The 21,304-nt window shown below is 56.7% G+C and carries 17 protein-coding genes; 7 read left to right on the top strand and 10 right to left on the bottom strand.

What is annotated here, in order from left to right; all coding sequences use genetic code 11:
- Positions 1-406: 406 nt before the first annotated feature.
- The gene (locus tag BBOH_RS07235) at positions 407-1,501 is read right to left on the bottom strand and encodes a RelA/SpoT domain-containing protein (RefSeq protein WP_081930420.1); all 1,095 of its coding nucleotides are present in this window, start codon (positions 1,499-1,501) and stop codon (positions 407-409) included.
- Between the two features lie 57 nt (positions 1,502-1,558).
- Here BBOH_RS07235 and BBOH_RS07240 point away from each other — a divergent pair, with 57 nt between their 5' ends.
- Together BBOH_RS07240 and BBOH_RS08625 are read left to right on the top strand one after the other, a co-directional pair.
- Positions 1,559-2,008, top strand: a complete 450-nt coding sequence (locus BBOH_RS07240) for a Panacea domain-containing protein (protein ID WP_033522596.1) — start codon at positions 1,559-1,561, stop codon at positions 2,006-2,008.
- A 563-nt stretch (positions 2,009-2,571) separates the two neighbouring features.
- The gene (locus tag BBOH_RS08625; protein WP_074428609.1) at positions 2,572-2,892 is read left to right on the top strand and encodes a FeoA family protein; all 321 of its coding nucleotides are present in this window, start codon (positions 2,572-2,574) and stop codon (positions 2,890-2,892) included.
- Here BBOH_RS08625 and BBOH_RS07250 read toward each other — a convergent pair.
- Complete coding sequence (locus BBOH_RS07250) at positions 2,873-3,178, bottom strand: hypothetical protein (RefSeq protein WP_143242515.1); 306 nt, start codon at positions 3,176-3,178, stop codon at positions 2,873-2,875. The two genes, BBOH_RS08625 and BBOH_RS07250, sit on opposite strands and share 20 nt — an antisense overlap.
- Here BBOH_RS07250 and feoB point away from each other — a divergent pair.
- Entirely contained in the window at positions 3,158-5,371 is a 2,214-nt protein-coding gene (gene feoB / locus BBOH_RS07255) for a ferrous iron transport protein B (protein WP_033522553.1), read from the top strand. The genes BBOH_RS07250 and feoB overlap by 21 nt on opposite strands.
- 8 nt (positions 5,372-5,379) lie before the next feature.
- Positions 5,380-5,919, top strand: a complete 540-nt coding sequence (locus BBOH_RS08365; protein ID WP_143242517.1) for a hypothetical protein — start codon at positions 5,380-5,382, stop codon at positions 5,917-5,919.
- A 59-nt stretch (positions 5,920-5,978) separates the two neighbouring features.
- Here BBOH_RS08365 and BBOH_RS07265 read toward each other — a convergent pair whose 3' ends face one another.
- Complete coding sequence (locus tag BBOH_RS07265) at positions 5,979-6,944, bottom strand: class I SAM-dependent methyltransferase (protein WP_237743180.1); 966 nt, start codon at positions 6,942-6,944, stop codon at positions 5,979-5,981.
- 367 nt (positions 6,945-7,311) lie between these two features.
- Positions 7,312-8,289 (bottom strand): helix-turn-helix domain-containing protein, encoded by a 978-nt coding sequence (locus tag BBOH_RS07270; protein ID WP_081930421.1) that lies wholly within the window; start codon positions 8,287-8,289, stop codon positions 7,312-7,314.
- Between the two features lie 402 nt (positions 8,290-8,691).
- On the opposite strand from BBOH_RS07270, the gene gdhA reads away from it, so the two are divergent.
- Together gdhA and BBOH_RS08630 are read left to right on the top strand one after the other, a co-directional pair.
- Complete coding sequence (gene gdhA, locus BBOH_RS07275; RefSeq protein WP_033522549.1) at positions 8,692-10,038, top strand: NADP-specific glutamate dehydrogenase; 1,347 nt, start codon at positions 8,692-8,694, stop codon at positions 10,036-10,038.
- Positions 10,039-10,487: 449 nt separating this feature from the next.
- Complete coding sequence (locus BBOH_RS08630; protein WP_161786455.1) at positions 10,488-11,411, top strand: DUF3039 domain-containing protein; 924 nt, start codon at positions 10,488-10,490, stop codon at positions 11,409-11,411.
- A 72-nt stretch (positions 11,412-11,483) separates the two neighbouring features.
- Here BBOH_RS08630 and BBOH_RS08370 read toward each other — a convergent pair whose 3' ends face one another.
- Positions 11,484-11,927, bottom strand: a complete 444-nt coding sequence (locus tag BBOH_RS08370) for a helix-turn-helix domain-containing protein (protein ID WP_052118248.1) — start codon at positions 11,925-11,927, stop codon at positions 11,484-11,486.
- 718 nt (positions 11,928-12,645) lie between these two features.
- On the opposite strand from BBOH_RS08370, the gene BBOH_RS07290 reads away from it, so the two are divergent.
- Positions 12,646-14,178: an ATP-binding protein gene (locus BBOH_RS07290; protein ID WP_202805407.1), complete on the top strand. Its 1,533-nt coding sequence runs from the start codon at positions 12,646-12,648 to the stop codon at positions 14,176-14,178.
- A gap of 244 nt (positions 14,179-14,422) precedes the next feature.
- Here the strand turns inward: BBOH_RS07290 and BBOH_RS07295 are convergent, their stop codons facing one another.
- The 5 genes from BBOH_RS07295 to gyrA all read right to left on the bottom strand — a co-directional run bounded on the left by BBOH_RS07295 (position 14,423) and on the right by gyrA (position 21,164).
- Positions 14,423-15,352 carry a VanZ family protein gene (locus BBOH_RS07295; protein ID WP_052118247.1) on the bottom strand — a complete coding sequence of 310 codons (930 nt, stop codon included), beginning with the start codon at positions 15,350-15,352 and terminating at the stop codon, positions 14,423-14,425.
- A gap of 31 nt (positions 15,353-15,383) precedes the next feature.
- Positions 15,384-16,151, bottom strand: a complete 768-nt coding sequence (locus BBOH_RS07300; RefSeq protein WP_033522543.1) for a PmeII family type II restriction endonuclease — start codon at positions 16,149-16,151, stop codon at positions 15,384-15,386.
- Between the two features lie 14 nt (positions 16,152-16,165).
- On the bottom strand, positions 16,166-17,458 hold the full coding sequence (gene dcm / locus BBOH_RS07305) for a DNA (cytosine-5-)-methyltransferase (protein WP_052118246.1): 1,293 nt from the start codon (positions 17,456-17,458) through the stop codon (positions 16,166-16,168).
- A gap of 187 nt (positions 17,459-17,645) precedes the next feature.
- Positions 17,646-18,191, bottom strand: coding sequence for a DUF3566 domain-containing protein (locus BBOH_RS07310; RefSeq protein ID WP_044098291.1), 546 nt, complete (start codon positions 18,189-18,191; stop codon positions 17,646-17,648).
- 207 nt (positions 18,192-18,398) lie between these two features.
- Positions 18,399-21,164: a DNA gyrase subunit A gene (gyrA, locus tag BBOH_RS07315; RefSeq protein WP_033522539.1), complete on the bottom strand. Its 2,766-nt coding sequence runs from the start codon at positions 21,162-21,164 to the stop codon at positions 18,399-18,401.
- Positions 21,165-21,304: the final 140 nt, after the last annotated feature.

Here is a 21,304-nt window from a genome sequence, read left to right on the forward strand (position 1 = left end):
GGCAGGCGGCAGGCTCCTACACCCCACGGAACGTCTACAACAACGGGGGCGGCGTCCGCACCGCGCCCGCACCAGCGCCCGCTCCCGCGCCAGCACCGTCCGGGGGGGACTCGAAACCATCATGGTGGGACTTCGTGCATAACGTCAAACCTGGACCACCGATTCCTCCGTCCTGTGCGGGCTGACCCGACCCGCCCGTCCCGTCTTTGGAACCGTTCCCATACCACCGTCCCGGTGGCATGGGAACGGTTTTTTCGATGCCCGGCACGCAATGCGGAGGAACATGAGGATACCATGTTGATGACAGTGCATGTCCAACGAGCATGCGGGAAAGGGATTCGCATGAAAACAGGATTCAGAAGAACACTGGGCGCGGTCACGGCCATCGCCGCGGCCGGCGCGATGCTCACGACTTAAGAAGCTCGCAAACGATTTGGATGAACTCATCATCGCCCCCGAAATAATTCGGGAACGCCTTCGGAATGTCCTGTTCTCTGTCCGCGGCGATCAAAACAACGTCACGCCCCCACGGCCGTGAATTGTCCTCCGTAACAAACTCTTTCTCTTCGTTGTCGTAAGCATCCACGGCAGCCATGAGATCGTCCCGCTCAAAGTATTCCTTCTTCAGGGTCTGGGCCCCGAAATCAAAATCAAGAAGAACAAAGCCTTGCGACGCAACCTCATCGGAATCCTTGGAGTCAGACAAAGTAAGAATATTCTCTTCCGAGAAAAGTCTGAGTTCGTCACGAATATCAGAAGCAAGTCCGATCCCACCCAGCAGCTCACGAATCGAATTCTCGTCCCGCTCAACGTCAAGACGCGAATCCTCGCGCAAACGTGTCTTTTCGCGGATGCACAAATAATCAGACACCAGCATGAAGAACTCTGCCCGCTGTGCATCATCATCCTCATACTGCTCCAGGGGAATCCCTGTTTTTAAAAGTGGATTATGATGTCTGGCCTCGGCCTCGAGACTCGTTGCCCACAAATGTTGCAATTTCGTGCGAACCTGTATCTCGACTCTATGGACCTTGCCCTCGTGCTCTAAGCGGACGATGATATGCACTCCTCGATAGCCGCTCAACTCAGGCGACGCAATATAATCCTTTTTGACTTGCGGCCCGTCAACGGTCAGCACACGAGATTGTTCAATATCCTTGACGATTTCATTGACCCGTTCTATCGTATCGACGATAATACGGCATCCACCTATATCATCTAATTCGTCCAATCGGTAATGTGCCGGGCGTTGCAACTTGGCGATGATGGAACTCATACGTTTCAGCCTGAATACCACGGTTGCATCAGACGGCAAGCAGATTCTCTGCAATTCATCAAAGCACCGTTGCGTAGGTTCGACGCACAGCAGACGCCACTGGTGTGCTTCCTCTAAAGCCTGCTTGAAATCCGGATTTACGGAACCTTCGCGGAGGATCCTGCTGACCTGCCTCGCTCTGTTTTTTGAGAACGAGGCAGGTCTGCTACCTGATAATGCCGTCATATGTTTACTGTACAATAGGCTGTGATTAACTTTAAAAGCTCAAGGGGGGTGATTGACGTGGCTGCCATTATTGACGTTGCAAAATATATTCTGGAGTGCCGTGGGCGGGAAACCACAATGAAACTCGAGAAACTCGCGTTTTATTCGCAGGCATATTCATTGGCGTCTTGCGGAAAGCCACTATTCGAAGCTGACTTCCAGGCCTGGGCCAATGGCCCCGTTGCGCCGGAATTGTTCAAAGAACACCGCGGATTTTTCAGCATCACCTCTGATGAGATTTCGGGAAACTCGGACAATCTGACTCTTGAAGAGAAGAAGCAGATCGATTACATCGTCACGGAATTTGGGAAATTAACAGGTAATGAGCTTAGCCAAAAAACGCATAGCGAAAAACCCTGGGTTGAGGCGCGTGGTTCTTTATCACCGACAGCCCGCTCCCAAAAGATCATCAGCAAGGAGTCCATTCGCTCCTTCTATTCACAGAATCCAAAAACGCTGAGTCTGTGACACCGTTCCCCAGACAGCGGTGTCATTCGTATGGGTTGAATGATACCGCTGCCTAGGGAACCCGAAAATCCTGCATGCAGGATGAGAACGAAAAGCGTTAATCCCCCGCGAATCGCTCCATAAAATCGTAAACCAAGATAGTTGCGCGAAGCATACAAGACCGTCATATGGCGAAACCCGCCGTTTATTCGTAAGCCAGCGGTGAATTATGCCGGCCAGCAGTAATCAGTAGTAGTGAATGTGCGAAACAGTGGTTTTCAATGAACCTTAACGAATACCGTATACCTTTGATGCTCCCCATAATAAAGCCGTTTTGGGAAACTCCGATAACCTACCGTTTTTCATGGTAATTCACCGTTTCACAACAGAGGGTCGTCGGCCCCAACCCGGCTAGCTCCACTTTCTCAGCCCGCAGAGTTTCGGTGATTCTGCGGTTTTCCATATTGAGCCTCATAATTTTCAAATGGCGCGCGACCCGCCCTAGGATTCCAAAATGTTCACAAAATGAGCCATCGGAACACAAACCTTTACAACGTGCGCCGTAATGGACTATTCTCCAGAGTATGGCCGAATCGTTACGAACCTGCCCGCTCGGAGTGGACGTGGAGATATGCAGGATGGATTTCGAGGCTCGCAGCCGTTTTCGGCTCAACGAGCTTGGTTTCCGCGAGCACGAACCGCTCCGCGTCGTTCAGAAGGCGATGTTCGGCGGACGCGTGGTGGTTCATAACGGTGACCGCATCGCCCTCGACGGGGCGACGGCGCGGCACATTTTCGTAACCCCTCGGCCACAGCTGTATAGTGGAGATAGTTTCATTCCAAAGTCTGGCGGGCAATCATATGCACAAGAAAACCACGGTCGCATCACCCGTCGGAACCCCTGAAACAGGCAACGTCGTTCGGGCTGACGATGGCGACGGAACCTTGTGCTTCAGCGGAACGCCGGAACCGGCAAACCGTCATAACATGAGCGGCCACACCGACAGCCCGTTGGATGCCGGCACACCCGGAAACGGGCACGAAACCTGCTGCGACGATGGGAGTCATGCGGGGCACGGCGGCCATCATCATCGGCGCGGTCTTGCGGCGCTTCTGCCACAGCGGCACCATCACCACAGAGGCCCCAGCCAGACGTCCGGCATGGCGTCGATGCCCGGCAGCGACAGCCAACACCCGCACTCCACCCCGCGCATCGTGTTCGTCGGCAATCCAAACGTCGGCAAATCCACGCTGTTTAATGCGATGCTCGGCGCCAACGCGACGGTGATGAACGCACCGGGAACGACGGTTCTGGTGGAATCCGGCAGTCTGGAGTGCAACGGGCGACGGTGGGATTTCATCGATACTCCGGGCACCGCCTCGCTCGATGCGTACAGTCCTGACGAACAGGTGGCCGCGGAGGCCGCATTGGGCTTGAAGGGCAATGAACGGCCGGATCTCATCGTATTCACGTTCAACGCGGCATCCCCATCGAAATCATATTATCTTTTGAGCCAGCTGATGGATTGCGGCCTACCGATCGTGATCGCGGTGACCATGCTCGACCTGGCCGAAAAACGACACTCGCCGGCGACCTTGCAACAGCTGCGCCGCACCCTGCCAGGAATCCCGATGGTCGGGGTCGACGGGCGCACCGGTGAGGGTAAAGGCGAGCTGCTCGACACCATAGCGGCGGCGATCACGGAAACAAAAAGCCGGCAGGCTGGTCAACCCGCCCGAATCGGCGGCGGCACACCTACTGCCACACAGAAACCTCAGCAGAACGCCGATACGGCCTTGAACAAGACGCCCGGGAAAGCGGAGGCCGCGTTGACCGCGATGAACGCCGCCTCCGGGCCATTGGACGAGGGCGGCGCGGACATCTCGCGCGAAATTCAGGTGAAACTGACCCCGGCGCGGGTCACCTCCACGCCGCCGCCAGGCGCAAATGCCACCCAGGACGAGGTTTCGCGGTGGGTCCACGACAGTGCGGACGAACGGTTCGACTGGATCGCCACGAAACTGCGGGAAATCGACGACGGTTCACCACAAGGAACCGCCCAAGGGGCCGCTACCACAACGATCTCGGCAAGCCCCGAGACCTTCTCCGACAAACTCGACCGCGTGCTGCTGCATCCGGTGGTCGGCATCGTGGTCTTCCTGATCACGATGTTCCTCGTTTTCGAAGCGACCACGACGCTGGCCGGCCCCTTGCAGGATTGGTTCGACGTGACGCTGCGCGGCTGGTGCACGGACGGCATCACTTGGCTTTTCATCAGTATAGGCGGCAAGGCTGCGCTCGGCGGCTGGCTTTACTCGCTTGTGGTGGACGGACTGCTCAACGGCGCGATCACGGTGTGTACGTTCATTCCCCCGATGGGCATCATGTTCGTCATCCTTTCGCTGCTTGAGGACTCCGGCTACTTGGCTCGGGCCGCGTTCGTGATGGACCGCGCCATGCGCATGGTCGGCCTCGACGGCAGGGCGTTCCTGCCGTTGGTCGTCGGCTTCGGGTGCAACCTGCCCGCCCTGGCCTCCACACGCACCCTGCCCGATTCGAGGCAACGGCTGCTGACCGGCCTGCTCATACCGTTCACCTCATGTTCGGCGCGCCTGAGCGTCTACGTAGTGCTCGCCTACGCGTTCTTCGGCAAGTATGCGGGGCTGGCCATCTTTCTGATGTACGTCAGCTCGATCGCGATCATCCTCATCGTCGGTTTCGCACTTCGCAAGGCCCAGTTCAAAGACCTGAAAACCCAACCGTTCGCGATGGAACTGCCGCCGTATCAGATGCCGCGCCTCCTGCAACTGCTCAGATCGGTGCTGCTGCGCCTCTGGTCGTTCGTCACCGGGGCAAGTTCCGTGATCGTCAGCATGCTCATCGTGGTCTGGGTGCTTTCGGCGGTTCCGGTCTCCGCAGGAGCGGCGGGCACCAATGCCTTCGGGCATGTCGACGAGGTGCAGGATTCGGCCTTCGGTGCGGCGGCCTCGGCAATCGCGCCAGTTTTCAAGCCGGCCGGCTTCGATGATTGGCACGCCTCGGCCGCATTGGTCACCGGCTTCGTGGCCAAGGAGGTCGTCGTCGGTTCGCTGTCGCAGAGCTACGCCATCAACAGCGCCGACGACCAATCCGAGCAGGCGCAAGGCCAAGGCAGTCTTGGGCAGGCGGTTCATCGGAGCTTCGAGAAGTCCAGCGACGGGCACCCGTCTGCGGCCGCGGCGGCTTTCATGATCTTCATCCTCGCCTACACGCCCTGCCTGGCGACCGTGGCCGAAATGAAGCGGCAATACGGCATAAAAACGGCGCTCCAATCCGTTGGAATGGGGCTTGTGGTGGCATATATCCTAGCCATTTTGGTGTTTCAGATCGGAAGACTGTTGTGAGCATGCCAATGGCATCGGCACGAACCATGAACGCCCCCGACGCAAGACGTTCCCACGGCTCCAAGATGCGGGAAACGGCATTGCGTGGCGATGCGACGGGTGCCGAAACCCCTGCCCGCCCATCAAAGTCCGGCAACGATGAGCATGGGTTTAGACGCACCAAACCTTCGCATGCCCACACCGAGCGTCAGAGCACGGCACCGACGGCCGCGGCGATCACAGCGGAAACACCGGGAACACCGGCCCATCGTGGCCCCTCCATCACCCGCGAAGTCATCGACAACCTTACGCATGGCCAAACGCCACGCATGATCGCGAACCGGCTCGGCCTGCCGGTCGATTTCATCGAGCTTGTCATCAATCAGGAGCAGGCCGCCGGCAGGCTCGACGTCTACGACCTGCGCTCATGCAACTCCACCACCGGCCAAGGCTGCGATCCGGATCCGGAATCATTGGTGTGCGCCAGCTGCCCCATCCTGCCCGCAGCAATCCGTCGCCGCCAATCCCTCACCGCACGCCTGCGATCCAAACTGCACAAGCGGACTTAGGACCCCGCGACGGTCCGGTTGGACAACATACCGGCACACAACGTCACCAACAACCCATCTCAGCTCTCACAAGGCTTCCGTGCGACGATCGAGAAGGTGAGCGGCACGCGCGGGTAACCTTCGGGCATGAGCCACGCTTCGGTGGCCGGGTCCTGCTCCAGCATCGGCAGGCACTTCCAGTCGGACTGCGCGTACTCGCCCAGCTTCTCGATCACCAGACCGGCATCGATCAATACCTGCGTCATTTCTGCGAAATCGTGGGCCCAGTTGTGGCTACGGGTGTGGGTAACCACCGGCTTGTGGGCAGCACCCACGGAATCCGTGGCGACATCAATCGTGCCATCAGCCGTTTCTGCGTGATTGCCATCCTCGACATGTTCGTTGAACTCATACGTCTGACTACTGTCCCAAGAGTCCTCGGCACCGGCGAAATAGTCCCCACCCAGCTTGAGGCCGGAGTCATCCAGCGCGAAAAGCAGAGGATGCGTGTCACGAATCATGAAGATGCCGCCAGGCGCCAGCAGATGCGCTATGGAATGCGCCCATCCGTCGAGCTTTGGCAGCCATGTCACCGTGCCGACGCTGGTGACGATGACATCGAACCGTCTGCCGGGCAGGGCCTGAGCGGCTTCACGCGCGTCCGCCTCGACGTAATCGATATCGACTTCGGCACGATTGGCCAGTTCACGCGCATGCCGCAACGAGACGGGGGAGAAGTCGAGGCCGCACACGTCCTTTGCGCCGAGCCGCGTCCAGCACAAGGTGTCCGTGCCGATATGGCATTGCATGTGCAGCAACCGTTGTCCTTGCACCGAACCGTTCGGCAGAAACGGCTTGAGCACCTGCAAATCGCGCCGCACCACGGATGTGAGGCCCTGCGGATCGTCGACCAAAGCGTCCAAATCGCCATAGACGCCATTACGGAAATGCACTTCCGCCCGGTCATTCCAATTCTCCCGGTTTTCCGCTACATCGCGGTTTTCGGCCACGTCCATTGCCGCGCCGCCTCCATTCGCCATTGCCATATATACCGAGTATATCAACGTATATCGACGTATATCACGTGCGGAAATATGACGGACGAGCCGAATCAGAACCACCGCCGCCCATTACTCCGCACCCCACCGCACCGGGCACACCTACTCCAACATGGCACAAGCTCGACAATTGCCCACAATGCCGATCAGAGTCTCAGGCGCAACGTCTAAGGCCACAACCAACATGAATCAATACGCGGTCCGAGATTGGGTACCGGCACGATGCTGCAACGGACGGCACGGATGCGTTGCATGCCGATCGAAATCCAGTGGATGCACGGATTCCGCGCCTTCGAACTTCCAACACCGCAATCGCGGACGGCGGCCGCAACCCAATGCAGGAGCCGCCTTACTCCTATTCACCGTCGCTTGTCTTGAGGGCGCGCCGCAGCGACGAAACCGAACCGAAACCACAGCGGTCAGCGATTTCGACAAGAGTCAGCGTCGGCTGGCTCACCCGCAGCTCGAGAGCCGCCTCCGTACGCGCCCGCCGCACCAGATTGGTGAAATTGGTGTCGTTCTCCTGCAATGCAAGCTGCAGGGTGCGAATCGAAACGCCTTCGTGCTTGGCCGTTTTGGTCACGCTGAGCGTCGAATCCATATAGTTCGCGCTGATAAATTTACGCACACGCTCAATGAGCGGCATGGTGGTCATGCCCTGACAGAAGCATGATACGAGCAATGAACGGGAGACCTCGTCCGCCACGCCCTCAAGCATATCGGCCACCTCCGAGCGCGGGTTGTTCAGATTGCAGGTGCTTACGACGAATGCAAGAAGCGGTTGGAGCGAGGCGGTGTCGAGCGGTTCGTTCTGGCTCATGATTGAGAAGGTCTTGTAATCGGGCAGGATGGTGGAAAACAGGCGTCGTTCCATGTTGACGACGATCAGCTCGTTGGCCGGCGTTCTGGTTTGAACCGTGACTTTTGCGCACCCCGGTGGGACCAGCGAAATATCGGGAGTGCGCCTCATGATGTCTTTGCTTTCGGAGACGATCGCCGCATTGCCTTTGATGCGGAAAATCATTGTTACCGTGGATCGTTCAGCCTCTTCGCGCCGCCATTCGAGTACGGCATCGGGCACCGTGGCGTGGCAGAACGTGACTTCGGGGAAAATCGCGACACGGGCGGCAAGCGCATCGTTATCCTGCATGAAACGTATGTGCAGGTTTGACAGAGCCGGTAATTCCTCGGAAGCCGGGCCATGGTCTGAGACGACGGCAATGTCGGAAACCTTGCGCGCGCCGGTTTCGGAGCTCGACGGTGCCGTGTCGTTGCGAGCCACAAAACGCACGTTCCTCAACGTGGCTTTCCGAAGTTCGTCGTTCCTTAACATGCCGTCAAACCGCTCTTTCCGATCCAGATGACCATCATGGGCCGCACACGCCGACTCCTGACCTGAGCTAAATGACCATACAATACTCGCCGCAAGCGGCCTCCCAATGTTCCGGTGTTCATTCTATCGGTCTGAACCCCTCTGCGCAATGCCTACTGGATCCGTCGCCGAAAATGCCCGTATGATTTTACAAGCGATACGTAACTTTTCCTTCGGCTTGTGTTTCTTGATATCGCACGGTTCGATTCGTTTTTTCCGTGCGATCTGTAATGCCGATTGACCGATGTTGATCTTTGGGGATATTTTTGCATCGAAGATGAACGCGTATGAACATATGGGCATGAGCGCGCTTAGACTTGAGACGTTTATTCAGTGCATAATTACGACGACATTGGAGTTCTCATGTTTACAAACGAGTATGTGAAGCGCGTGTATGCCCAAGCCGAAGGCCGTGACGGCGGTCAGCCCGAATTCCTGCAGGCGGTGCGCGAGGTCTTCGAGTCCATCGAGCCTGTGGTCGAGGCGCATCCGGAGTATGAAAAGAACGGCGTGCTGGAGCGTCTGATCGAGCCCGAACGCGTCATCAAGTTCCGCGTGGCGTGGGTGGACGACGAGGGTCGTGTGCAGGTCAACCGCGGCTATCGCGTCCAGTTCAACTCGGCCATCGGCCCGTACAAGGGCGGTCTGCGTTTCCACCCGACCGTCACCGAGTCGGTGGTCAAGTTCCTTGGTTTCGAGCAGGTGCTCAAGAATTCGCTGACCGGCCTGCCTATGGGCGGGGCCAAGGGCGGTTCGGACTTCGACCCACGCGGCCGTTCCGACGGCGAGGTGATGCGTTTCTGCCAGGCGTTCATGACCGAGTTGCAGCGCCATATCGGTCAGTTCACCGACGTTCCCGCCGGCGACATCAATGTGGGCGGGCGAGAAATCGGCTATCTGTTCGGCCAGTACAAGCGCATCCGCAACGAGTATTCCGGCGCGCTTTCGGGCAAGGGCCTCGATTACGGCGGGTCGCTGGCGCGCACGGAGGCGACCGGCTACGGCCTGTGCTATTACACGCAGGCCGCGCTGAACACCCTCAGGAACGATTCGTTCGAGGGGAAGACCGTCGTGGTCTCGGGGTCCGGCAATGTTGCCATCTTCGCAACCGAAAAGGCGCAGGAACTCGGTGCGAAGGTCGTCACGGCCTCGGATTCCGACGGGTACGTCTACGACCCCGAAGGCATCAGGCTCGATGTGGTCAAGGACATCAAGCTCGGCCACCGCGGGCGCATCAGGGAATACGCCGACCGGGTGCCCGGCGCCGAATACCATGAGGGCAGCAAGGGCGTGTGGACGGTGCCGTGCGACATCGCGCTGCCGTGCGCCACCCAGAACGAGGTGGACGGCGAATCGGCCGAAGCCCTGGTCGGGAACGGGTGCAAGGTCGTGTGCGAGGGCGCGAACATGCCCTCGACGCCCGAGGCGATCGCGACCTACCAGCGTGCCGGCGTGCTCTACGGCCCGGCCAAGGCCGCGAACGCGGGCGGCGTGGCCGTTTCGGGCCTCGAGATGAGCCAGAACTCGTACCGTCTCTCATGGACCTTCGAGGAGGTCGACGGCAAGCTCAAGAACATCATGGAGAGCATCGTCGCGAACTCGCTGGCCGCCGCCAAGGAATACGGCCATGAAGGCGACCTTATGCTCGGCGCCAACGCCGCCGGCTTCGCCAAGGTCGCCAACGCGATGGTCGCCCAGGGCGTGTGCTGACGCGCTGGGCGCTGACCTCGCAAATCACCAAGCGCGATTCGCCATCAACATAATTACGTAGTTGCTTAGTTGCGCAATACGTTAATACCCCCGCTTACTTCCGAGTAGACGGGGTCTAATATATTGCGCGACAACCGTTTCTTACGCCGCCTTCATCATCGATCTAGCCCGCGTCAGTTATCCTAAGGCCATCTCACGCCAGCGCACATCAAGAGACCTTTCGCACGTTACCGCTTGAGTGCACATTTTATTTCCATCTAAAAACAAGCATCCTACATTCATACAATACCTTTGATAACATGACTCACATGAGATCCGTGCGGCCAACACTTAGAGCGCTACAGCAACTACGTTGCCTGCCGGCCGATCTCTTTCTTTCTGAAGCCCCGTGGCCAAGACTCAAGAGGAACATTACGCACAGAGAGCGAAATCCGTTCTTAGACATCGATTTGTCATCTCTCGATCATCGTTTGCTGCACGCCGCAAACAGCATTGTAGACAAAGGGTTTGCAAGTGATCGCTACAAGGCGGCAAGCCGAACAGCAGAACGTCCCGTTTATGAGGTCAGAGACCACTCCTCAGGCTGTCGCGGCGCAATGATTCTGGACGATAACGGAGACCCTTGGCTGGTATATGCGGGCTACCATGATTGGTCAGATGCAAAAGTGGCTGCTGCCCTCAAAAAATCAAGGTCTCGATATTGGATGCCCAACGAAAAGGACTTTGCGATCCGTGAGGCCGAAGATGCATGGCTGGCCTCAAAACGATTGGCCGCGGACACCCTTGATGCGCTGATCATCGGCATTCACAATGCCCTGTTATCGCCGAACGAAACCGTAGAGTGCGGAATCACCGACCACAACGGTTCCGAGCAACGATTGGAGGTTCAGGTCATTTCAGGCAAAGGGCAGCCACTGAACCTCGATGAATCGGGCGACCAAGAAGCCTACATTACCGTTTCCATTCTGTCCGGGCCAAATGATTATGAATCCCGACAGACCTTACAACGCGCGATATCCTATCTCAAACCCAAAAGCCTCGAGTACAACGTCATTCAAAGCGATGGCTCCCTATATATGGAAGTGACGGTCAGCGAAGCAATTATCGCGCAATTGTTCGCATCCGTCGTTCTTTCGTCTTCGGAACAGAAGCCGTCGCGACTTTCTTTTACGCCATACGAAGCACAGCCGTGCCTCCATTACATCAGAAAGGAAAGCCTTATCCCAAGCATGGTCTACGGAAAGGCGGCGCTGTCCTTATGCGGAGTCTGGTTTATTCCCAGTCAGGACGAGTCATCCGGAAAACCCATTTGCAAAGACTGCGAAAAAATCGAACCCGTGTTTAATGGACTTCATCAAGTAAAACTCGAATGACGCCCGCCAATTAAGCCCATGAAGCAGGCAGGCATCATTGAGTCATTCAAGACCATTCGATGATAATGCATCCTAAAGTTCGGCAAACATGGCGGCGATTTCTTCGCTCTGCTGTTGCGTCAGACGCGACGCGGCGCAGGAGATGCGACGATCCTGCTGCTCTTGCGTGGTTGCGGCGGCCTGGGCATATTCGGACATGGCCTGTTCGTGGCGTTTAACGTAATCAGCGAGATCGCTGGCAGCTATCCTGAAATGCGACCCCTTCTTGTCGTACTTAATCAGTCCTTTGTCCATTAAATGCCGCACGTGAGGACGGCTCACCCCGAGAACCTCCGCAGCCTTCTCGGGCGACATTTCTTTTTCAGCGATGAAAACGGAAGTCCCGTCGGTCATAGCCTTGCGTAAAAGAATTGCCAACGGCGAATCACTACGCATATGTTTCAGAGCCTCTTTGGCATCCGCCACATCTTGATGCTCCAGTCGATCCGATGCAATGGTCTCAAGTACTTTCGTCATAATTCCTCTATACTTTGTTCCGCATTTACCGTATCCATAACCACAACAAATGCAATAACTGAAATAACTATAACACACGGCGCCGTACATGAAGAGAAAACTTACAAACACACGGCAAACTCCGCCTGACCAGAACCGAACGGGCGCTCATTGGAACAAATGCAAACAACTGGTACCAGCTGCATTTGCAATCGTTCAAACAAAAGGCCCGTCCAACCGACAAAACGAAGCTGACAAACAGCGGCAATCCGGCATATCGCGATCCATGCACTCCGTTCACATATCTCAATGAACCAGCAGGCAATACCCTAAGTCACCCTAACTCACGGCAGATGCAGTCTACCGGCAGAAAACCCACACGACCGTCAACAAACCGCATCCAAGCAGCCAGCAAATGTGGTTTCCCGGCGACAACCCCGCGCCACTGCGCACGAAGCGCATCCAGCATGCCGCAAAATGCAGTCTGCCAGCTGGCGCAAGCAACCACTTCTGCCAAGAGACCGAACAAACCAAGTCTTCACGTCAGGATCTTTGTGATAGGCGAGCACGGGGAGGTTTGTCACACTTACCACCCAACGTCCCGGAACTTAACACCTACTTGTTATCGCTGGTAAGTTATAACAAGTTCAATGGTAAGTTATGGTAAGCTGATACGAAGTTAACATGAAGACAAGTGCCCTGATCAACAAGCCCCGCAAACCAGTGCGACAGCAAACCGATGGCAAACAGACAAGCGGCACAAGGGCAAAGGACGAGGCAGACCGAGGTGACCAGCATGGACGCTCAGCGACTCAACCGGATCGTCGCTCAGATGCGGCAGATCGGCAACGATACGCAGACCTGCGAAGTCAAGGAGGCGGTGCGCCATGTTCCCGGAAACCTTATCGACACGCTGTCAGCATTCTCCAACGGCAGCGGCGGCACCATCATCCTCGGCGTATCTGAACGAAATGGCTTCACGCCGGTAAACGGCTTCGATGCGCGCGCCATGCAGGAGGCCGTCAACGCGGAATGCGAGAAACTGACCCCACGGGTGCGCCCCGACATCAGCATTGTCCCATTCGAGGGGATCAACGTGTTGGTGGCGGAAATCGCGCCCATGCCCCAGAAGGACAAACCCTGCTATATCAGCACCAAAGGCCGTTATCAAGGGGCATACATCCGCAGTGGAGACGGGGACAGGAGACTCACCCAATACGAGGTCGACCGCCTCACCGAGGAGCATGAACAGCCCACCTTCGACAACGACATCGTACCTGACGCGACATTCAACGACCTCAACCCGGCACTAATCTCCCAATTCCTCACGCGCCAGCGGCAGCTCTACCCGCGCCTGCTGGCCACGCGCGACGACCAGACGATCCTCATCAACACGCACGTCATACGTCAAGACGAAAGCGGCACGATACGCCCCACGCTCGGCGGCATTCTTGCGCTCGGCCTGTTTCCGCAGCAGTTTTTCCCGCGTCTGAATGTCACGTTCACCGCGTTTCCCGGCATCACCAAGGCGGAGACCGTGAACGACGAACGTCGTTTCCTTGACGCGCAGACGCTGATCGGGCCAATTCCGTTGATGATTGACGACGCGCTGAACGCAGTGACACGAAACATGCGGACAGGAGCCGTAATCGAGGGCGCATTCCGCAAGGACGTGCCCGACTACCCGCGCAAGGCCGTGCGTGAGGCCATTGCGAACGCGCTGATGCACCGCGACTATTCGCCCGATTCGCGCGGCTCGCAGGTGCAGGTGAACATGTACGCCGATCGACTCGAAATCCTCAATCCGGGCGGCCTGTTCGGCTCCGTGACGGTGGACAGCCTCGGTCGGTCGGACGTATCGGCTTCACGCAACCAGTTCCTGTCGAATATCCTAGAAACGACACCGTACCCCGGAGGCGGTTTCGTGGTGGAAAACCGCGGCACCGGCTATCAGGTCATCGAGGAGGAGCTGCAGGACGCCCTCATGCCGCCGCCAAAGCCGCTCAGCACGCTCACGTTCTTCTCGCTGACCTTCGACAAACGCCGTGCCAGCAGCAGCGAACGGCAAACCATGGAAACCGCGGACGTTCCGAAGGCCATCGTATCGATGCTCAACGAACACAGTTCGGCCAGCGCGCGCGAAATGGTGGAGGCGTCGGGACTTTCGCGCTCGACCATCAACAACAACCTGCGGCACTTAATCGCCGAGGGCATCGTGGAGCCGACGGAAGCCAAGCGCAGCCCGAAGCAACGGTACCGGCTCAAGCGGTAGGTTCACTGTTGGGAACCGCCGACCTCAGCGCGAGGGCGGAAACGACGGAGGATCGGCAGGCGGCTGAGGGATGGCGAATGGACGTCCACTGGCGTCGGACCGATTGGCTGAGGCCGGTTCAACGCCGTATACCGACTTATCGGATGAGTCGTCTCCGCGCCATGGGGCAGCCGGGGTCAATGGCGAAGCTGGCTGATTGAGTACGGAGTCACCTACGCCACCGGTCTTACCGTCGCCGGCCGCATCAGTCACCGCCAACCACCGCTCCGGGGATCAGGTCGTAGGGCATCTGGCGCGCGACGAGCCAGAAGAGCGCGAGCGCGGCAATCGCAGTCCAGCCGATGCGGGCGGAAGACGCGCCGAACAGTCCGAATACGTTGGAGCCCGTGCCGTTGCCGACGCCGAGGATCTGCAGAGCCAGCACGAGCACAAGCGTGCGACCCACATAGAACACGACCCGCAGCCACCCTTGCCGCGCCTTCGTCTCCACGCTCATGTGCGTGAACATGCCGCCCAGCGTCTGCCCCCGGTGGGCGGCGGGAATCCAGATCTCAAACACGGCAAACGCGAGCAGAGCGAAAATCCGGGCAGTCTTGTCGATAACGCCGATTGAGAACGTGGTGCCCAGCAGCCGGAACGTCCCGTCCGGCAGAGGCGTGGCTGTTTTGTGGAACCAGTATGCGAAGCCGATGGCGCACGTGCCGGTGACGATGCCGACGAACACCATGTCGATGGCCAGGGTGACCACCCTGTGCAAGAGGTCGGGCCGCGCGTTGACATCGTCCGCATCGGCCGCGCGCCTGACCGGCACCAGCAGCCCATATGCCCATGCGATAAGGCAACCGACCATCGCGCCGAGTGTGTTGGTCATCAAATCGTTCACATCGAACTGGCGGTAGGAGCATGGATAAAGATGCCACATGCCCGTCAGCCGTGAGGTTTCGATGAGCAGCGAAACGAGAAGGCCGGCGGGAATCACCGCGTAGGACCTCCAGCGGGCCCAACGGTAGAGCGCGAATCCCAGGGGGACGAAAAGCACGGCGCTAGTGCGCAGACGATGGTACCGGTGAAACATTCCCGCCAGAATCGGCAGCGTCAGGAACGCCGAAAGGAACGGCCACACGACCAAAGCCAGCATGAATGAAGTGCTGAACGCTTTGACATACGTAATCATGCTGTTACTGTATACACTTAATAATTACAAACTAATCATTTACTTCGGTATCATCACTTGGCGTTGGAATAATATCAGGATTCTGCGCTAGGAATTGAGTAACCTGATCCAGCGTGCTGCCTATAACCCCGGTAATCCCTGTGCTATCACTATTGACCATAGCAGTGATGAGATCTTCATAAAAATCATCATCTCCGGTCAAAGACGTCCAAAATTCCTTGCCAATCAGCACACGATAATTCTCATCCTTAATGCGCTTATAGTTCGCGGACAGCTGTTTCGGAGTCCCATAAAGCACGCCCACTACGCAATCAGTACTGGGGTTGAAATCTGTGCTTCCATTTGTTCTCTTCAATCTTCCGACTGCACTAAAATGATCACATATGGTTTTTACATCATCTTTATTGATGGTCTGCGGACCAGCTTTTAATTGACAGTAGATATGTCGCTGATTTTGTGAATCCTTATACTCAATATCCATTCCCGCAGTAGTAGAGGCATAAGCCGAAAGGACTTTGGAACTAAAACGTTGAATCGCTGAACCGAACGAAGTGGCAATGGATGTACCCATCACACGAGGATATACCAGAGCTTTGGCCAATGACTCTGGTGAAGTGTCACCAAAAGAAAACTTAGCGATATAGGCGAGAGTAAAAGGGTTGAATTCGAAATTATGCTCAAACCTTTTCTCATTACTCAGTTTTTTTGTATTCTTAACATGCTTTTTGATGACTTCATTTCGAAAGAAGGCACTAGCTTTCTGAAGGACATCCTGCTTCTCCGCATCACTCATAGTCATAAAAGAAGAGTATATTAGTTCATTGACAATGCGTTTGCCCTGACTTCAGCTGTAGTAACGCTATTCAGATCGAACGGACGTACATGGCGATATTCATCTTGATGTTTTCCGCTTAACATCGCCACAATTCCTCTGCCAACATGGTAAGCAAGATTACAGGGTACAGCATTCCCGATTTGTTTGTATTGTGAAGCAATGCTGCCGGTAAATTGCCATTCATCTGGAAAAGACTGGATTCTTGCATATTCACGAACAGTAAGAGGCCGAGTTTCTTCCGGATGACAACGTTCGGTCTGCTTTTGAGCAGGAGCGCAGGTGAGCGTCAAAGATGGCTCATTCCACGCTAATCGTCGTGCCATACCAGTCTTACCACCTGAAAGTTTGAAAGAACCCTTTAGATACTCCTTCTGCACTTCCAAAGGTAAATCGCGCCAATATCCTCCTTGCGGAACCATGTCAAGAACTTTTTTCTTGGCAGGAGGGTATTGCGCACCAGATGACTTAGGACAGTTTCCTATAGCATCCCAAAGAGTCAAGACGTCGCGATCTTCTTTCGGATAAAGAATTGGCATATCCAGATCTTTGCGCACGCCTATCAAAACCAGTCGTTCACGTTTTTGGGCTACATCAAGAAATTGCGCATGCAACACTTTCGCTGCAACATCGTATCCCAAACCATCCAATATTCGAAGCATCGTCATAAATGTGCGGCTTTTATCATGGGTAAGTAAACCACGAACATTTTCCATCATAAGCACTTTAGGCTTTATTTCTTTAACGGCTCGAGCAAATTCAAAGAACAGCGTACCCCTGGCGTCATCGAAACCACGAGACAGCCCGGCATACGAAAAGGCTTGGCACGGAACCCCACCTTGCAGAAGATCCACCTTATCGTGATATGAAGTAAAATCAACTGTATGGATGTCACCTTCCAAGATATTCCAATTCGGCTGATTCAAACGTAATGTCTCACACGCATTATGATCGACCTCATTGAGCATCAGGTGCTTGAAACCTGCATTGTGCATACCGAGTGCGGTGCCTCCGGCTCCAGCAAATAGTTCAATACTTGAATATTGAGTAGCTCGGCTTTTTAGGACTTTAAATCGAGGCTTTTCTGAAAGTTTTTGCGGATCATGCCTTTTTTTCAGTTTCTTAAGCTCGGCAAGTTCGAAAATACGATTGTTATTCGAATCCCTGGTACAGCGAAGTAACCCAGCCTTCGCCCAACGACGTATTGTATCGGCTGAGACATTGAGTATATGACTTGCTTCAGTAACGGTAACTTGCTTTTTTTCAGAACCCATGGCTTGGAGTATACAGGTAACCCTACCTTAGGCAAGGGTTACCATATATCTGAAGTTCAGCTATAACGTTAATTGGATAAGATCATAAATTACTACTGGTTTACTAGCTGATATCCTCACACGAACACAATGGGCATTGAAACAACTCAATAAAAACTCGAAAAACATCAGTGATTATGTTCCAAAATCAGTCGTCCCCGAGAGTGACATGCACACCACCGACCAGTTGACTCACAACGTTGTACAGCGCAGCGATGATAACGGACAACAATGTCGCGACGACCACTTCAACGATCGAAACGATCGTGACGGCACTGAGCACCGTGCTCAACGAGAAAATGCTCGCAAGATTGAAACTGCCCGTGCTCAGTCCGGTGGAGGAGAAAATCTGCGTGACCTGATCGAAGACGCCGACCACGCTCAAAAGCACCCACAACAGGGCGACGGCGATAACCTGAATGATGCCGCCAGCCACGGAAAGCAGGAACGTGACCTTGGCCACCGACCACGCGTCAAGATGGGTGAGCGACAGACTCATACGCCGGGCGCGAGGAACCGGACGGCGAGGGCTTGTTCGTCCCTTAAAGCCGCCACCGTTACCGGCTTGATCCATTGAAGCGCGATAACGGTAAGCCTCGCCAGCTTCACCGGAAATCGAACGCGCTACGCGAGCATCTCCACCCGATGCCGCTTCGGTCTGGTTCAAAGGCGATTCCTTGCCGTTCTTGCTCATGCCCGTTCCTGTCCGCAAATAATGGTTCATGCATCATGATACCGCTGTATTTCTACGTCGAGGCTACCAGTCTTTCGCGACGAATCCCGGTCGACGAACGGTGTTCGTGACCGCTAAGAACACACATGGCCGCCGGATACCTGACGAGGTGCCGGCGACCATGGATCAGAAACTAGCTGGTCATCGATCAACTAGCGATAAGGCGCGTCACCGTTCGGACGAATTGGGATCGTCTCCGTCATCCGTGGATGCGCTTGAATCCGCGGATTCGGTCGCGTCCTCCGATTTGGCCGCGGTTGAGGTCTCCGGCGATTCGGCTGAAGCGACGGCAGCAGCGTTCTCGCCACTGGCGTCCTCCTCGGTTCCATCCTCGTCATCGGCGTCATCCGTGTCGTCGTTGCGGGCGATGGAGATGATCTCGTCGTTCTTGTCGGGCTTGGCGAGGGTCACGCCCTGCGTGTTACGTCCGGTCCGCTTGATTTCGGAGACGTCGGAGCGTATCACCTTGCCTGATTTCATGATGGCCATGATCTGGTCGGACTCGGCCACGATCAGGGCGCCGACCAGCTCGCCGCGACCCTCGGCCAGGTTGAGCGCCTTGACGCCGAAACCGTTGCGGCCCTGTAGGCGGTACTCGCTGATGGCGGTGCGCTTGGCGAAGCCTTCGTTAGTGACCACCAGCAGGTCGAGATCGTCCTCTTGGTCGGCACGGACCACGTCCATCGCCAACAGCTCGTCGCCTTCGCGGAACTTCATACCCTGCACGCCGGCGGTCTGTCGGCCCATCGGACGCAACTGCTCGTCATTGGCTTCGAACTTGAGGCTCATGCCGTGCTTGGAAACGAGGATGATGTCATCTTCGGAATTGCACAACGCGGCGCCCACAAGCTCGTCGGCCGGTTCGCCCGTTTCGGGATCCTCCATGAGCCTCACGGCGATGAGCCCGCCCTGACGAGACGAATCGTACTGCGACAACGGTGTTTTCTTGATTTTGCCGGAACGTGTGGCGAGCACAAGATACTTGGCCACCTCGTAATCCGGAATCGACAGCACGGTCTGGATGGACTCATCAGGCGCCAACTGCAGAAGGTTCGCCACGTGCTGTCCCTTGGAGTCGCGTGACCCCTCAGGCAGCTCGTACGCCTTGATACGGAACACGCGGCCCATGTTGGTGAAGAACAGCAGCCAGTTGTGCGTGGATGTCAGGAAGAAGTGATCGACCACATCGTCCTGACGCAGCCTTGTTCCCTTGATGCCCTTGCCGCCACGATGCTGTGCGCGGTATTCGTCGGCCTTGGTGCGCTTGACGAATCCGGAGTGCGTCACGGTGACGACGACGTTCTCGTCCGCGATCAGGTCCTCGTCGCTCATTTCACCGGAGAACGGCAGGATCTTGGTTCGACGCTCATCGCTGTATTTTGCGACGATTTCGTCCAGCTCGTCGCCCACGATCTTGCGTTCGCGTTCGGGGCTGGCGAGAATGTCCTCGTAATCGGAGATCTTCTTCATCAGCTCGTTGTGCTCGTCGAGAATCTTCTGCCGTTCGAGTGCCGCCAAGCGGCGCAGTTGCATGGCCAGGATGGCGTCGGCCTGTACGTCGTCCACACCCAGCAGCTCCTCAAGTCCGGTGCGGGCGGTGTCCACATCCTTTGAGGCGCGGATCAGGGCGATGACCTCGTCGATCATGTCGAGGGCCTTGAGATAGCCCTGCAGGATGTGGTCACGTTCCTCGGCTTCGCGCTTGAGGTAGCGGGTGCGCCTGTCGATGACCTCGATCTGATGGGTCACCCAGTGGCTCACGAATGCATCGAGCGAGAGCGTGCGGGGCACATTGTCGACCAAGGCGAGCATGTTCGCACCGAAGGTCTGCTGCATCTGCGTGTGCTTGTACAGGTTGTTCAGAACGACCTTCGGCACCGCGTCGCGCTTCAAAACCAGCACGAGGCGCTGGCCGGTGCGGCCGGAGGTCTCGTCGCGCATGTCCGCGATGCCTTGGATCTTGCCGTCGCGCACGGCCTCACGGATGGAGGCGGCGAGGCGGTCGGGGTTGACCTGGTACGGCAGCTCCGTGACCACCAGGCACATGCGGCCTTTGATTTCCTCGGTGTTGACCACCGCGCGCATCGTGATCAGGCCGCGACCGGTGCGGTAAGCCTGCTCGATGCCCTTGTGACCCAGAATCGTGGCGCCGGTGGGGAAGTCCGGACCCTTGATGCGTGCGATCAGAGCCTCTAGCAGCTCTTCCTTGGTCGCTTCGGGATGGTCAAGCGCCCAATGCACGCCGTCCGCCACTTCGCGCATGTTGTGCGGCGGAATGTTCGTGGCCATACCGACGGCGATGCCGGAGGAGCCATTGACCAGAAGGTTCGGGAAACGCGAGGGGAGCACGGTCGGCTCCTGGGTCTTTCCATCGTAGTTCGGCACGAAATCGACGGTGTCCTTGTCGATGTCGCGCACCATCTCCATCGCCAGCGGCGCCATACGGCACTCGGTGTAACGCATGGCCGCCGCCGGGTCGTCGCCCGGGGAGCCGAAGTTGCCCTGACCGTCCACGAGCATATAGCGCATGGACCAGGACTGCGCCATACGCACGAGGGTGTCGTAGATGGCGGAATCGCCGTGCGGATGGTACTTACCCATGACGTCACCGACGACGCGGGAGCACTTGTTGTAGCCGCGATCCGGACGGTAGCCACCGTCATACATCGCGTAGATGACCCGGCGGTGTACCGGCTTCATGCCGTCGCGCACATCGGGCAGCGCGCGCTCGACGATCACAGAAAGGGAGTATGCGAGATAGGAATCGCGCATCTCCTTGCCGATCTCGATCTGCCTGATTCGTTCACCCTTCATCAGGCCGTAGTCCGTGTTGTCCGCCTCCTGCGGGCTCAGCGGCTCAAGTGAGCCGTCGGGCGTGAACTGTTCGTCGAAGCCGTCCGACGAGGTGTTTTCATTGTTGTTTTCGTCTGCCACTGTGAATCCTTAGTTAAAAAGCCTGTTTTACGCTCATCTTGAGCATGACTCCGCACGCCGTTCATTCCGCAGGCACCTTTGCGATGCCATCCATTGGTTGCGCCGTAAAGAAACGTTGAGATTCCGCGGTTTCTTCCCAA

It is taken from the genome of Bifidobacterium bohemicum DSM 22767 (genome assembly GCF_000741525.1).
Lineage (GTDB): Bacteria > Actinomycetota > Actinomycetes > Actinomycetales > Bifidobacteriaceae > Bifidobacterium > Bifidobacterium bohemicum.